The organism is Geodermatophilus sp. URMC 63, from assembly GCF_053502565.1.
Genome location: NZ_CP199956.1, coordinates 99,183 through 112,285, shown reverse-complemented (window position 1 = coordinate 112,285; position 13,103 = coordinate 99,183). Strand labels below are relative to the sequence as shown.

General features: G+C 74.7%; 14 protein-coding genes and 1 pseudogene. 8 read left to right on the top strand and 7 right to left on the bottom strand.

The features are described 5' to 3' along the window. Positions 1–26 precede the first annotated feature (26 nt). Positions 27–1,115, top strand: a complete 1,089-nt coding sequence (gene galT, locus ACWIZO_RS00575; protein ID WP_448640635.1) for a galactose-1-phosphate uridylyltransferase — start codon at positions 27–29, stop codon at positions 1,113–1,115. Continuing rightward, the gene (gene galK / locus ACWIZO_RS00570) at positions 1,112–2,293 is read left to right on the top strand and encodes a galactokinase (RefSeq protein WP_448640634.1); all 1,182 of its coding nucleotides are present in this window, start codon (positions 1,112–1,114) and stop codon (positions 2,291–2,293) included. Before galT ends, galK begins: the two co-directional genes overlap by 4 nt. Positions 2,294–2,368: 75 nt before the next feature. On the opposite strand, the gene ACWIZO_RS00565 is transcribed toward galK, so the two are convergent. Further along, positions 2,369–2,557, bottom strand: coding sequence for a hypothetical protein (locus ACWIZO_RS00565; protein WP_448640633.1), 189 nt, complete (start codon positions 2,555–2,557; stop codon positions 2,369–2,371). On the opposite strand from ACWIZO_RS00565, the pseudogene ACWIZO_RS00560 reads away from it, so the two are divergent. The 3 genes and pseudogenes from ACWIZO_RS00560 to ACWIZO_RS00550 form a co-directional block, all read left to right on the top strand. Next, a pseudogene (locus tag ACWIZO_RS00560) lies at positions 2,466–2,906 on the top strand (sodium:solute symporter family transporter); the annotation flags it as partial. The gene ACWIZO_RS00565 and the pseudogene ACWIZO_RS00560 overlap by 92 nt on opposite strands. 139 nt (positions 2,907–3,045) lie before the next feature. Continuing rightward, the gene (locus tag ACWIZO_RS00555; RefSeq protein WP_448640632.1) at positions 3,046–3,999 is read left to right on the top strand and encodes a sodium:solute symporter family transporter; all 954 of its coding nucleotides are present in this window, start codon (positions 3,046–3,048) and stop codon (positions 3,997–3,999) included. A gap of 16 nt (positions 4,000–4,015) precedes the next feature. Further along, entirely contained in the window at positions 4,016–4,327 is a 312-nt protein-coding gene (locus ACWIZO_RS00550) for a hypothetical protein (RefSeq protein WP_448640631.1), read from the top strand. 25 nt (positions 4,328–4,352) lie between these two features. Here the strand turns inward: ACWIZO_RS00550 and ACWIZO_RS00545 are convergent, their stop codons facing one another. From ACWIZO_RS00545 to ACWIZO_RS00535, 3 genes are all read right to left on the bottom strand, one after another. Further along, a complete protein-coding gene (locus ACWIZO_RS00545; protein ID WP_448640630.1) occupies positions 4,353–5,459 on the bottom strand; it encodes a molybdopterin-dependent oxidoreductase in 1,107 nt (368 codons plus the stop codon). A 71-nt stretch (positions 5,460–5,530) separates the two neighbouring features. Then, on the bottom strand, positions 5,531–6,058 hold the full coding sequence (locus ACWIZO_RS00540; RefSeq protein WP_448640629.1) for an ArsR/SmtB family transcription factor: 528 nt from the start codon (positions 6,056–6,058) through the stop codon (positions 5,531–5,533). Continuing rightward, positions 6,055–6,309 carry a hypothetical protein gene (locus tag ACWIZO_RS00535; protein WP_448640628.1) on the bottom strand — a complete coding sequence of 85 codons (255 nt, stop codon included), beginning with the start codon at positions 6,307–6,309 and terminating at the stop codon, positions 6,055–6,057. The genes ACWIZO_RS00540 and ACWIZO_RS00535 overlap by 4 nt, the downstream gene beginning before the upstream one ends. A gap of 86 nt (positions 6,310–6,395) precedes the next feature. Between ACWIZO_RS00535 and ACWIZO_RS00530 the strand changes: the two genes are divergently transcribed. After that, positions 6,396–7,094 carry an MOSC domain-containing protein gene (locus ACWIZO_RS00530; protein WP_448640627.1) on the top strand — a complete coding sequence of 233 codons (699 nt, stop codon included), beginning with the start codon at positions 6,396–6,398 and terminating at the stop codon, positions 7,092–7,094. A gap of 94 nt (positions 7,095–7,188) precedes the next feature. Here ACWIZO_RS00530 and ACWIZO_RS00525 read toward each other — a convergent pair whose 3' ends face one another. Further along, positions 7,189–7,866 (bottom strand): IclR family transcriptional regulator, encoded by a 678-nt coding sequence (locus ACWIZO_RS00525; protein WP_448640626.1) that lies wholly within the window; start codon positions 7,864–7,866, stop codon positions 7,189–7,191. Positions 7,867–7,949: 83 nt separating this feature from the next. Between ACWIZO_RS00525 and leuC the strand changes: the two genes are divergently transcribed. Next, positions 7,950–9,371 (top strand): 3-isopropylmalate dehydratase large subunit, encoded by a 1,422-nt coding sequence (gene leuC, locus ACWIZO_RS00520; RefSeq protein WP_448640625.1) that lies wholly within the window; start codon positions 7,950–7,952, stop codon positions 9,369–9,371. A gap of 5 nt (positions 9,372–9,376) precedes the next feature. Then, the gene (gene leuD, locus ACWIZO_RS00515) at positions 9,377–9,982 is read left to right on the top strand and encodes a 3-isopropylmalate dehydratase small subunit (RefSeq protein ID WP_448640624.1); all 606 of its coding nucleotides are present in this window, start codon (positions 9,377–9,379) and stop codon (positions 9,980–9,982) included. 18 nt (positions 9,983–10,000) lie between these two features. Here leuD and ACWIZO_RS00510 read toward each other — a convergent pair whose 3' ends face one another. Beyond that, on the bottom strand, positions 10,001–10,930 hold the full coding sequence (locus tag ACWIZO_RS00510; RefSeq protein ID WP_448640623.1) for an NUDIX hydrolase: 930 nt from the start codon (positions 10,928–10,930) through the stop codon (positions 10,001–10,003). After that, positions 10,920–13,067, bottom strand: a complete 2,148-nt coding sequence (locus tag ACWIZO_RS00505; protein WP_448640622.1) for an RNA degradosome polyphosphate kinase — start codon at positions 13,065–13,067, stop codon at positions 10,920–10,922. Before ACWIZO_RS00505 ends, ACWIZO_RS00510 begins: the two co-directional genes overlap by 11 nt. Between the last annotated feature and the right edge of the window lie 36 nt (positions 13,068–13,103).

The following is a 13,103-nucleotide window of genomic DNA, read 5'->3' as shown; positions in this document are numbered from 1 at the left end:
GCGGGCCGGGACGGGAGGCGGGAACGGTGATCCGGACGAGTCGTCGGCTGGCGGACGGCCGGGAGATCCTCTACTTCGACGTCGACGGCACACCCGCCCGCACCGCCGAGGACACCCGCGACCTCCCTGCGGTGGGCACCCACTCGCAGCTGCGCTGGGACGCGCTGCTCGGCGAGTGGGTGGTGATCGCCGCCCACCGGCAGGCCCGCACCTTCCTGCCACCGGCCGACCAGTGCCCGCTGGACCCCTCCCGGCCCGGCCGGCCCACCGAGGTGCCCGAGTCGGAGTACCAGGTCGTCGTCTTCGAGAACCGCTTCCCGTCGCTGGCCACCTCGGTCGACCGCGACGTCGCGCCGCACGCGCCGGGGGACCCCCTGGCCGAGCTGCGCCCCGGCTTCGGCCGCTGCGAGGTCGTGCTGTTCACCAGCGACCACGACCAGCACTTCGCCGGCCTCGGCCGCGACCGCGCGCGCCTGGTCGTCGACGTGTGGGCCGAGCGCACCGCCGAGTTGAGCGCGATCGACGGCGTCGAGCAGGTCTTCTGCTTCGAGAACTCCGGCGAGGAGATCGGGGTGACCCTGTCGCACCCGCACGGGCAGATCTACGCCTACCCGTTCGTGACGCCGCGGGTGGAGCGGGTGCTGACCTCGGTGCGCCGGCACCGCGAGCGGACCGGTGGCGACCTGTTCGCCGAGGTGGTCGACGCCGAGCGCGCCGGCCCCCGGGTGGTCGCCGCCAACGAGCACTGGCTGGCCTTCGTCCCCGCCGCCGCCCGCTGGCCCTACGAGGTGCAGCTGTTCCCCACCCGCCGGGTGCCCGACCTGCCGGCGCTCGACGACCCCGAGCGCGACGCCCTGGCCGCGGTCTACCTCGACGTCCTGGGCCGCTTCGCGCACCGCTTCGACACCCCGATGCCCTACATCGCCTCCTGGAACCAGGCGCCGGTGACCACCGGCCGCGACGACTGGTGGCTGCACCTGCAGCTGTTCTCGCTGCGCCGGGCCCCGGGCAAGCTGAAGTACCTGGCCGGCTCGGAGTCGGGCATGGGCGCGTTCGTCACCGACACCAACCCCGAGGACGTCGCCGAGCAGCTGCGCGCGGTCGTGGTCCCGTGAGCGACCGGCCCCTGGACGACGCGGCCGCCGTCGAGCGCGCCGTCGCCGCGTTCACCGAGCGGTTCGGCGCCGCGCCGGAGGGGGTCTGGGCCGCGCCCGGCCGGGTCAACGTGATCGGCGAGCACACCGACTACAACGGCGGGCACGTGCTGCCGGTGGCGCTGCCGCACACGACGCGGGCCGCCGTGACCCGCCGCGACGACGGCCGGCTGGTGCTCGTCTCGCACCAGCATCCCGGGGCCGACGCCGAGGTGGCCGTCGCCGACCTCGCTCCCGGCAGCCCCGGCGGCTGGGCCGGCTACCCCGCCGGTGTCGTGGCCGAGCTGCGCGAGTCCGTCCCCGGCGGGCTGAGCCTGCTCGTCGACGGCGACGTCCCGGCCGGGGCGGGCCTGTCCTCGTCGGCCGCGCTGGAGTGCGCCGTCGCCCTGGCCCTGCGCGACCTGCTCGCCCTCGCCCTGGGCCCCGGCGACCTGGTCGACGTCGCCCGGCGGGCCGAGAACGACTTCGTCGGCGCACCCACCGGCATCCTCGACCAGTCCGCCTCGGTGCTGTGCACCGCCGGGCACGCGCTCTACCTCGACACCCGCGACCGCAGCAGCGAGCAGGTGCCCCTCGACCTCGCCGCGGCGGGGCTGGCGCTGCTCGTGCTCGACTCCGGCACCACCCACGACCACGCCGAGAGCGGCTACGGCGACCGGCGCCGGGAGTGCGAGGAGGCCGCGCGGCGGCTGGGTGTGGAGCTGCTGTGCGACGTCCGCGAGGTCGCCGACCTGGCCCCGCTCGACGACGGCACCGACCGCGGGGGGCTGCTGCTGCGGCGGGCCCGGCACGTCGTCAGCGAGGACGCCCGCGTGCGCGAGGTCGTCGGGCTGCTGCGCTCGGGCCGGGACCCGCGCGCCGTCGGCCCGGTGCTCACCGCGGGCCACGTCTCGCTGCGCGACGACTTCCAGGTGTCGGTGCCGCTGCTCGACGCCCTCGTCGAGGCGGCCCTCGACGCCGGCGCCCACGGCGCCCGGATGGTCGGCGGCGGATTCGGCGGCAGCGCCGTCGCCCTCGTCGACGCCGACGCCGTGGACGCCGTCACCGCCGGCGTCGCCGACCGCTTCGCGCGCGAGGGCGCCGGTGCCCCCCGCGCGTTCGTCGCCGTCCCCTCGCCCGGGGCGAGGCGGCTGACATGACCCGACCCGAGTGGAGGCCCGAGTGGACGATCTGAGACTGGACGCGTCGTTCGTCGACTACCTGCTGGTGGCCGCCTACTTCGCCGTCGTGCTGCTGATCGGCGCCGCCGCGCGCCGGCGGGTGTCCGACAGCCTGGACTTCTTCCTGTCCGGCCGGTCGCTGCCCGCGTGGGTGACCGGCCTGGCGTTCATCTCGGCCAACCTGGGCGCGGTCGAGATCGTCGGCATGTCGGCCAACGGCGCGCAGTTCGGCATGAGCACCATGCACTACTTCTGGATCGGCGCGGTCCCGGCCATGCTGTTCCTGGGCGTGGTGATGATGCCCTTCTACTACGGGTCGAAGGTCCGCAGCGTCCCGGAGTTCATGCGCCGCCGGTTCGGCACCGGCGCCCACCTGGTCAACGCGCTGAGCTTCGCCGCCGCCCAGATCCTCATCGCCGGCATCAACCTCTACCTGCTGGCCACCATCGTCGAGGCGCTGCTGGGCTGGCCGCTGTGGCTGTCGCTCATCGTGGCCGCGGCCGTGGTGCTCAGCTACATCACCCTCGGCGGGCTGTCGGCGGCCATCTACAACGAGGTCCTGCAGTTCTTCGTCATCGTGGCCGCGCTGCTGCCGCTGACGCTCATCGGCCTGCACCGCGTGGGCGGCGTCGGCGGGCTGATCGACCGGGTCACCGACTCCGGCCGCGGCGAGGAGCTCACCTCGTGGCCGGCCACGGAGCTTCTCCGGCATCGGCAGCCCGGTCCTGTCGGTGATCGGCATCGTGTTCGGCCTCGGCTTCGTACTCTCGTTCGGCTACTGGACGACGAACTTCGTCGAGGTCCAGCGGGCGATGGCGACCAAGTCGATGTCCGCCGCCCGCAGCACGCCGATCATCGGCGCCTTCCCCAAGATGTTCGTCCCGTTCATCGTGGTGATCCCGGGCATCATCGCCACGGTCCTGGTCCCGGAGGTCGTCGAGGCCCGGGCCAGCTCCGCCACGGACTTCGACTACAACAACTCGATCCTGCTGCTCATCCGCGACACCCTGCCCAACGGCCTGCTCGGCGTGGCGCTGGCCGGCCTGCTGGCGGCGTTCATGGCCGGCATGGCGGCCAACATCTCCGCCTTCAACACGGTCTTCAGCTACGACCTGTGGCAGCAGTACGTGAAGAAGGACCGGCCCGACGGGTACTACCTCGCCGTCGGCCGGTGGGCGACGGTCGGCGCCACCGTGGCCGCCATCGGGACCGCGATCATCGCGTCGGGCTACACGAACCTGATGGACTACCTGCAGACGCTGTTCGGCTTCTTCAACGCCCCGCTGTTCGCCACGTTCATCCTGGGCATGTTCTGGAAGCGGATGACGCCGACCGCCGGCTGGACGGGGCTGGTGTCCGGGACACTGGCGGCGGTCCTCGTCGCCTTCCTGAGCGAGGACGCCTTCGGGACGGCGTCGCTGGGCGTGCTCCCGATCGGTGGCCAGGGTGCGAGCTTCGTCGCCGCGAGTGCCGCCTTCGTCGTCGACATCGTGGTCAGCGTGGCCGTCAGCTCGGTGACCGCGCCGAAGCCGGTCGCCCAGCTCGCCGGGCTCGTCTACTCCGAGACGCCCAAGGAGCAGCGCACCGACCCCGACGCGCACCGGCTGCCCTGGTACCAGTCGCCGACCAAGCTGGCCGGGATCGCGCTGGTCATGGTCATCATCCTCAACGTGATCTTCCGCTGACGTCAGGAGCACGGTCATGAGCAGCAGCACCTCCGGCGGCGCCGGGAGCAAGCACGCGGCCGGCGCCTTCGACGTCCGCAACGTCATCGCCGGCCTGATCGGCTTCTACGGCGTCGTCCTGGTCCTCGTGGGCCTGTTCGGCGACACCCCCTCCGACCAGGAGCGGACCGGCGACGTCAACGCCAACCTGTGGGCCGGGATCGCCATGATCGTCTTCGCGGCGGCGTTCGCGCTGTGGGTCCGGCTGCGCCCGATCGTCGTCGAGGCCCCGCCGGACCGGCAGGACCCCGAGGACGACGGCAGCGGCCGGACGGTCCCCGGCCACTGAAGGAGGACCCCGGCGCCGGGCCCGGTCACCCGAGGACGGTGACCGGCACCCGCTGCACGAGGTTGTTGGCCATGCCCTGGCGGTTCCACCGCTGCTCGATGGGCTGGGCGCCCTCGGTGTCGGTGGCGCGGACCACGAGCTCGGAGTCGCCGGGGCGGGCGTCCCAGGTGCACCGCCACGCCCGCCAGGCGTACGGATGGGCGGGGTCGGCCGGCGCGAGGGCGGCCGCGGTCCACGTGGTGCCGCCGTCGGTGCTGACCTCCACGCCGGTCACCGGGGCGCGTCCGGACCACGCCCGCCCGGTCAGCGTCACCGGCCCGGGGCGCAGGAACCGCGCGCGGGTCATCAGGTCCGGCCAGCCGGGCGGGGCGAGCAGGGCCCGCGGGGCGATGCGGGTGACCGGCTCGCCGGGGTCCCCGGCGTCCACCTTGAGCCGGTAGGCCCTGGCGTTCTGGAAGCCGTCGAAGGGGTGGTCGAGCACCTCGACGCGGGTCAGCCACTTGACGTGCGCCATCCCGTACCAGCCGGGCACGAGCAGCCGCAGCGGGGCGCCGTGCTGGGGCGGCAGCGGCGCGCCGTCCATGGCCCAGACCAGCAGGACGTCGGGCCGCAGCGCCTCGGCCAGCGGCAGGCCGCGCGCGTAGTCCTGCTCGACGCCGCGCTCGACGCCGTGGTCGGCGCCGGTGAAGACGACGTCGACCGCGCCGGGGGAGAGGCCGGCCTCCTCGAGCAGCGGTGCCAGCGGGGTGCCGGTCCACTCCGCGCTGCCCACGGCCTCGAGCAACCAGGGCTGGCCGACCGGCCGCGGCTCCAGCCGGGCGCGGCCGTTGCCGGCGCACTCGAGCAGGACCCGTGCCGTCACGGCCGGTCGGCGGCGCAGGTCGTCGAGGTCCAGCCGCAGCGGGCGCCCGACCGCGCCGCCGATCTCCAGCGACCAGCTGTCCGGGTCGACGGCGGGGATGTCGTAGTGGGTGAGCACGTAGTGCAGGCCCGGCGGCGTGACGTCGTAGCGCAGCGCCTCCAGGGGCATCCCGTGGTTGCGGGTGGCGAGGGCCAGCTCGTCGAGGCCGATGCCCTCCCCCGGCCCGGCGATCCGGGCACGGCCGCGGTGCCTGCGCTCGGGAGCGGTCATGCGCGCAGTGTCCGCTCCGCGGCCGCCCCGGGTCACCCCTCCGGCCGGGCGGGAGCCGGGTGGGTGGGCGGTCAGGCCGTCGCCACCGCGAGGACGACGTGCAGGGGCACGACGCGCTCGGCCGGGACGGCGTAGGCACCGCGCGAGGTCGTTCGCAGCCATCCGGCCGAGGTGAGCTGGCGCAGGTGGTGGTGCAACTGCCCGGTCGTGCCCAAGCCGGGCAGAGCCGCGAGGGCAGCCGTGGTCCGGGTGCCGGACAGCACCTCGCGGAGCAGCCGCAGCCGCACCGAGTGGCTCAGTGCACCGAGGACAGCGGCCGTCACGGCGTCGTCCGCGGTCGTGCCGCGTACCTCCGCAGCGGCGTGCGTGCGCTGCCAGGCGTACTCCTCGCCAGTGGGCAGCTCGACCCGGCCGGCATAGGCCACCGCGCCCCCGGGCAGCGCGGCGTCGTCGGTGGCCAGGTGCTCGAGGACGCCGAAGCGCCCAGGGTCCGCGCGAGGCGGGGCGCCACCGGGCGCGGCGGGGTCGACGGCGAGTGCGGTCTCCAGAGCGGCGAGCCGCTCCTCGACCCGCGCCAGGCGCTCGGGCAGCCCCGTCACCGGGGTCCTCGGCTCCGGCGGCCGCGGTGCGTGGAGGGGTCGCCGCCGATGCCGGCGCCCCGGCCGCGGTGCGTGGAGGGGTCGCCGCCGACACCGGCGCCCAGGGCGGTGCCGAGTGCCGCGGCCAGGAAGGGGCTGACCGCCTCGACGTCCATCGCGCTCAGCACCAGCGCGACGACGAGGCCGAGCACGGAGCCGATGGCGGCACCCCGGAGGACCCGGGACGAGGACGGACTCCCGGACTCCTCCATGCCGTCATGCTACGAAACAACGTAGAACCGACTCAAGCGTGCCGGATGCACCGGCGACGTGGGCGCGGCTGCCACAGTGGTGCATCGTGACCACCGACGTCGGACGGGTCGTGTCGCTGGCGCGCTACCCGGTGAAGTCCATGGCCGGTGAGCCGCTCGCCGCCACGACGATCGGGGCGCGCGGTCTCGACGGTGACCGCGTCTGGGCGGCCTACACCGAGGACGGCGGGATCGGGAGCGGCAAGACCACTCGGCGCTTCCGCCGGGTGGACGGGCTGCTCGGCCTCGTGGCCGCCGGCACGCCTCCGGCGGTGAGCACCCCCGGCGGCCGGTCGGCGCCCGTCGGCTCGGCAGCGGCCGACGACCTGGTCTCAGCCGTGCTGGGCCGCCGGCTGCGGCTGGCCGAGGAGGCCGCCGTGCCCCACCACGACGAGGCGCCGGTGCACGTGGTCACGACCGCCGGTCTGCGCCGCGTCGCCGAGCTGCTCGGCGCGTCGGTCGCCGCCACGCGGTTCCGCGCCAACGTCGTCGTCGACGTCCCTGGCGCCGGTTTCATCGAGGACGCCTGGGCCGGCCGGTGCCTCGCACTCGGAGACGAGGTCCTGCTGCGCCCCGACGGGGGCATGACCCGCTGCCGGATGGTCGACCTCCTCGACGGTGGCCGTCCCGCGGGCGACGGACTGCTGCGGTTGCTCGGCCGGGAGAGGGCCCTGCTGTTCGGCCTGCGGGCGCAGGTCGAGCACGGCGGCACCGTCCGCGTCGGCGACGTCGTCCGGGTCGAGTGAGCGGCTCCTGCTCCGGCTCGCCCGACCTGCGCCGCCCGGCGACGGACGACTGCAGGGGTGCCGCCACCCGCCGATGACCACGGAGGGGGCGGCGTCAGCTCGCGGCGCGGGCGATCGCCGAGGCGGCCTCCAGAACTGCGCCGACCACCTCGGGGCTGGGCCGGCGGCCCAGTCGCTCGACCGGGCCGGAGATGGAGACCGCACCGAGGACCCCGCCGGCCGGGTCGCGCACCGGCGCCGACAGCGAGGCGACCCCGGGCTCGCGCTCGGCGACGCTGTGCGCCCACCCGCGCCGGCGGACGTCGAGCAGCGTGCGGGCGGTGAAGCTCGCGTTCGGCAGCAGCGGGGTGACCTCCTCGGCGGGCGCGAAGGCCAGCAGCGCGTGCGCCGCCGAGCCGGCCGTCATGGGCAGCCGCGCGCCGACCGGCACGGTGTCGCGCAGGCCGTGCGCCCGCTCGGCGACCGCCACGCACACCCGCGACCCGCCCTCGCGGACGTAGAACTGGGCGCTCTCCCCGCTGGCGTCGCGCAGCAGCGCCAGGTGCCGGCCGGCCACCCGGGCCAGGTCGGCGCTGCCGTGGCTGAGCTCGGCGAGGGCCGGTCCCGGCGCCCACGCGCCTCCCGGCGTGCGCCGCAGCAGCCGGTGGCCCTCGAGGGCGACGGCCAGCCGGTGCGCCGTCGCGCGCGGCAGCTCGGTGCGGGTGACCAGGTCGGTGAGCGACGCCGGCTCCTGGGCGACGGCGCGCAGGATGGCCACTGCTTTGTCCAGCACGGCAACGGGGTTAGGCTGTCCCACACAGCAATACTCTCATCCCACTCAGTGAGATGACCACCATGGCCCACCTGGAGGGACCCGTGCCGAAGACCCTGGCGGAGAAGGTCTACGACGCCCACGTCGTGCGCAGTGCCGCGGGCGAGCCGGACCTGCTCTACATCGACCTGCACCTGGTGCACGAGGTGACCAGCCCGCAGGCCTTCGACGGTCTGCGCGCAGCCGGCCGCACGGTGCGCCGCCCCGACCTGACGATGGCCACCGAGGACCACAACGTCCCGACGCTGGAGATCTTCAAGCCGATCGCCGACCCGGTCAGCCGGGCCCAGGTCGAGGCGCTGCGGCGCAACGCCGCCGAGTTCGGCATCCGGCTGGCCCCCATGGGCGACCGCGACCAGGGCATCGTGCACGTGATCGGCCCGCAGCTGGGGCTGACCCAGCCGGGCACGACGATCGTCTGCGGCGACAGCCACACCTCCACCCACGGCGCGTTCGGCGCGCTGGCCTTCGGCATCGGCACCAGCGAGGTCGAGCACGTGCTGGCCACGCAGACCCTGCCGCAGTACCGCCCCAAGCAGATGGCCGTGACCGTGGACGGGCAGCTGCCCGAGGGCGTCTCGGCGAAGGACGTCATCCTGGCCGTCATCGCGAAGATCGGCACCAACGGCGCCGCGGGCCACGTCATCGAGTACCGCGGCAGCGCCATCGAGGCGCTGTCGATGGAGGCCCGGATGACGATCTGCAACATGTCGATCGAGGCCGGCGCCCGCGCCGGGCTGATCGCGCCGGACGAGACCACCTTCGCGTTCCTGCAGGGCCGCCCGCACGCGCCGCAGGGCGCCGACTGGGACGCCGCCGTCGAGCACTGGCGCACGCTGCGCACCGACGAGGACGCGGTCTTCGACACCGAGGTCGTCCTCGACGCCGCCGAGCTGACGCCGTTCGTCACCTGGGGCACCAACCCCGGCCAGGGCCTGCCGATCGCGGAGTCGGTCCCGGACCCGGCTGCCCTCGCCGACGAGGGCGAGCGCCGCGCCGCCGAGCAGGCGCTGGCCTACATGGGGCTGACCCCCGGCACGCCGCTGCGTGAGATCGAGGTGGACACCGTCTTCCTGGGCTCGTGCACCAACGGCCGCATCGAGGACCTGCGCGTGGCCGCCGAGCTGCTGCGCGGCAGGCACATCGACGCGAACACCCGGATGCTCGTCGTCCCCGGGTCGGTCGGCGTCAAGCTGCAGGCCGAGGCCGAGGGCCTGGACCAGGTGTTCACCGAGGCCGGCGCCGAGTGGCGGGGCGCCGGGTGCTCGATGTGCCTGGGCATGAACCCCGACCAGCTCCAGCCGGGCGAGCGGTCGGCCTCGACGAGCAACCGCAACTTCCAGGGCCGGCAGGGCAAGGGCGGGCGCACCCACCTGGTGTCGCCGTCCGTGGCCGCGGCGACCGCCCTCACCGGGCGCCTGACCGCCCCCGCCGACCTGGCCGACCTCGAGACCGCTGGAGTCTGAGCCCGATGGACGCCTTCACCACGCACACCGGCACCGCCGCCCCGCTGCGCCGCAGCGCCGTCGACACCGACCAGATCATCCCGGCCGAGTACCTCAAGCGGATCACCCGCACCGGGTTCGAGGACGGCCTGTTCGTCGCCTGGCGGCGCAACGAGCCGGACTTCGTGCTCAACCAGCCGCAGTACGCCGACGCCTCGATCCTGGTCGCGGGCCCGGACTTCGGCACCGGGTCCTCCCGCGAGCACGCCTGCTGGGCGCTGCTCGACGGCGGCTTCCGGGTGGTCATCAGCTCCCGGTTCGCCGACATCTTCAAGAACAACTCGACCAAGTCCGGCCTGCTCACCGTCGTCCTGCCGCAGGCCGAGGTCGAGGCGCTCTGGGCGGCGGTGGAGGCCGACCCCACCACGCAGGTGACCGTCGACCTGCAGGAGCGGCGGGTCTCCTACGGCGACCACAGCGTGCCGTTCGAGGTCGACGAGTACACCCGCTGGCGGCTGCTGGAGGGCCTCGACGACGTCGGCCTCACCGAGCGGCACCTGGCCGACGTCGAGGCCTACGAGACGCGGCGCCCGTCCTGGCTACCCCGGGCCCTCCCCGCCCTCCCGGCCTGAGCCCGCGGCCCTGGCGCCTCACGCGGGGGCGTCGGGGTCGGGGCCGAGGTCGCGGTAGTAGTCGGCGACCAGGGCGCCGGGCCGGCCGCCGAGCGCCCAGACGCTGCCCTTGGCCGCCGGCGGGTGCAGCCGGGTGCCCTCCCAGCGGACGCCCAGGGCCAGCAGCGCCGAGGGGATCGCCCCGCCCTGGCTGCAGACCACGGTCACCCCCGGCTCCTCGCGCGCCAGGAGGCGCTCGACCACCGCCATCCCGGCGTCCGGGTCGGCGGCGAACTCCTCCTCGCCGAGCTCGGGCAGCGCCTGCAACGGCAGCCCGGTCCGCTCGGCCAGCGGCTCCAGCGTCTGGCGGCAGCGGACCCGCTCGGCGGCGAGCAGCTCGACCGGGCCAAAGACCGGCAGCACGTCGGCCAGCTGCCGCGCCTGCCGTCGGCCCTGCGCGTCGAGCGGCCGCTCGCCGTCCGGGCCGTCCCAGTCGCCCCGGCTGCCGGCCCGGGCGTGCCGCACCAGCAGCAGCGTGGGCGCCCGCGGGACGTCGGTGCGCGCGAGGTCGGCGAGCACCGTGCGGTCGTGCTCGTGGGTGACCAGGGCCGACGCGTCGGCGACGGGCAGCCAGCGTAGTTCGTCGACCTCGTCGTCGGGCGCGAAGGGCTGGTCGCCGTCCGCGGCCCGCACCAGCCAGTAGTCGACGTGCTTGGCGCCCTCGGCGACCGCGTAGCGGGTGCGGACGCTGCGCCGGCCGGCGACGACGTCGAGGCCGGTCTCCTCCCGCACCTCGCGGACGGCGGCGGCCAGGGCGTTCTCCCCGGCGTCGAGCTTGCCCTTGGGCAGCGACCAGTCGTCGTAGCGCGGGCGGTGGACGAGGACGGTCTCGATGCCGCCGCCGTCCGCCGGGCGCCAGACCGCCCCGCCGGCCGCCGCGACCACCCCGCGCGTCCGCTCAGCCGGCATGCTCGGTCACCGCCGCCATCAGCCCCGCCTGGTAGTCACGGTCGCCGCTGCGGGTCCAGGTCCCCCCGGGCCCCAGCTCCCAGCAGTCCACGCCCGGCGCCATCGCGGCGTCGAACACCGCCTGCAGCTCCCGCTGGGCGGTCTCGTCGCAGACCCGCAGCAGCACCTCGACCCGGCGGTCGAGGTTGCGGTGCATGAGGTCGGCGCTGCCGATCCACCACTCCGGCTCGCCGCCGTTGCAGAAGGCCATGACCCGCGAGTGCTCGAGGAAGCGGCCGACGATCGAGCGCACCCGGATGCCCTCCGACAGCCCCGGGACGCCGGGCCGCAGCGCGCAGATGCCGCGGACGAACAGCTCCACCGGCACCCCGGCCAGCGCCGCCTCGTAGAGGGCGTCGATGACCCGCTCGTCGACCAGCGAGTTGACCTTGATGCGGATCCCCGCCGGCCGGCCCTCGGCGGCGTGGCGGGCCTCCCGGCGGATCTTGTCCACCAGCCCGCTGCGGATGCCGTGCGGTGCGACCATCAGCTGCCGGTAGGCGGTCTGCCGCGAGTAGCCGGTGAGGGTGTTGAACAGGTCGGTGAGGTCGGCACCCACCCGCGGGTCGGCCGTGAGGATGCCGAGGTCCTCGTAGAGCCGCGCCGTCTTCGGGTTGTAGTTGCCGGTGCCGATGTGCACGTAGCGGCGGATGACGCCGCTCTCCCGCCGCACCACCAGCGCCGTCTTGCAGTGGGTCTTCAGGCCCACCAGCCCGTAGACGACGTGGCAGCCGGCCCGCTCCAGCGACCGCGCCCAGGTGATGTTGGCCTCCTCGTCGAAGCGCGCCTTGATCTCCACCAGGACGACGACCTGCTTGCCGGCCTCGGCGGCCTCGATCAGCGCGGTGACGATCGGCGAGTCGCCCGACGTCCGGTACAGCGTCTGCTTGATGGCCAGCACGTGTGGGTCGGCCGCGGCCTGCTCGATGAAGCGCTGCACGCTGGTCGCGAACGAGTGGTAGGGGTGGTGGACCAGCACGTCGCCCTCGCGCAGCGTGGCGAACACGCTCTTCGGCGTCTCGCCCTCGCTCAGCCGCGGGTGGGTGGCCGGCACGAACGGCTCGTCCTTGAGCTCGGGCCGGTCGAGGTCGTAGAGCGCCCACAGCGAGGCGAGGTCGAGCAGCCCGGGCACCGTCACGACGTCCTGCGGGTCGACCTCGAGCTCGGAGACCAGGACGGCGAGGATCTGCGGGTCCATCGTCTCGGTCACCTCCAGGCGCACCGCCGGGCCGAAGCGGCGGCGGGCCAGCTCCCGCTCGAGGGCCTGCAGCAGGTCCTCGTCGCGGTCCTCCTCGACCTCGACGTCGGCGTTGCGGGTGACCCGGAACAGGTGGTGGTCGACGACGTCGAGCCCCGGGAACAGCGCGGTCAGGTGCGCGGCGATGAGGTCCTCGAGCGGCAGGAACGTCGCCTGCGAGGCCGTGTCCTGCGCCCCGCCCGCCCCTGCCGTGTCCTGCGCCCCCGCCCCCACCGGCACGAAGCGCGGCACGTTGTTGGGCACCTTCAGCCGGGCGAAGTGCGGCGCGCCGGTGTCGGGGTCGCGCACCTGCACGGCCAGGTTCAGCGACAGCCCGCTGATGTAGGGGAACGGGTGCGCCGGGTCGACGGCCAGCGGCGTGAGCACGGGGAAGACCTGGTCGCGGAAGTACTCGCGCAGCCGCCGGGTCTCGGGCTCGGCGAGGTCGGACCAGTGCACGATCCGGATGCCCTGGGTCTCCAGCCGCGGGGTGACGTCCTGCTCGAAGGCGACGGCGTGCCGGTGCACCAGCTCCTGGGCGCGCGCGGTCACCCGCGACAGCTGCTCGCGGATGGTGAGCCCGTCGGGGGAGCGGACGGTCAGGCCGGTGCTCTGCCGCCGCTTGAGCCCGGCGATGCGGACCATGTAGAACTCGTCGAGGTTGCCGGCGAAGATCGCCAGGAACTTCACCCGCTCCAGCAGCGGCAGCGTCTCGTCCTCGGCCAGCTCGAGCACCCGCGCGTTGAAGTCCAGCCACGACAGCTCGCGGTTGAGGTAGCGGTCGGCGGGCAGGGCCGGCGGCTCGGCGGGGGCGGCGGGGCCCCCGGTCGCGGTCGCGGGGGTCGTCGTCTCGGCTGCCACGTCGCCATCGTGCCGCACCGCGGTGGACGGCGACGG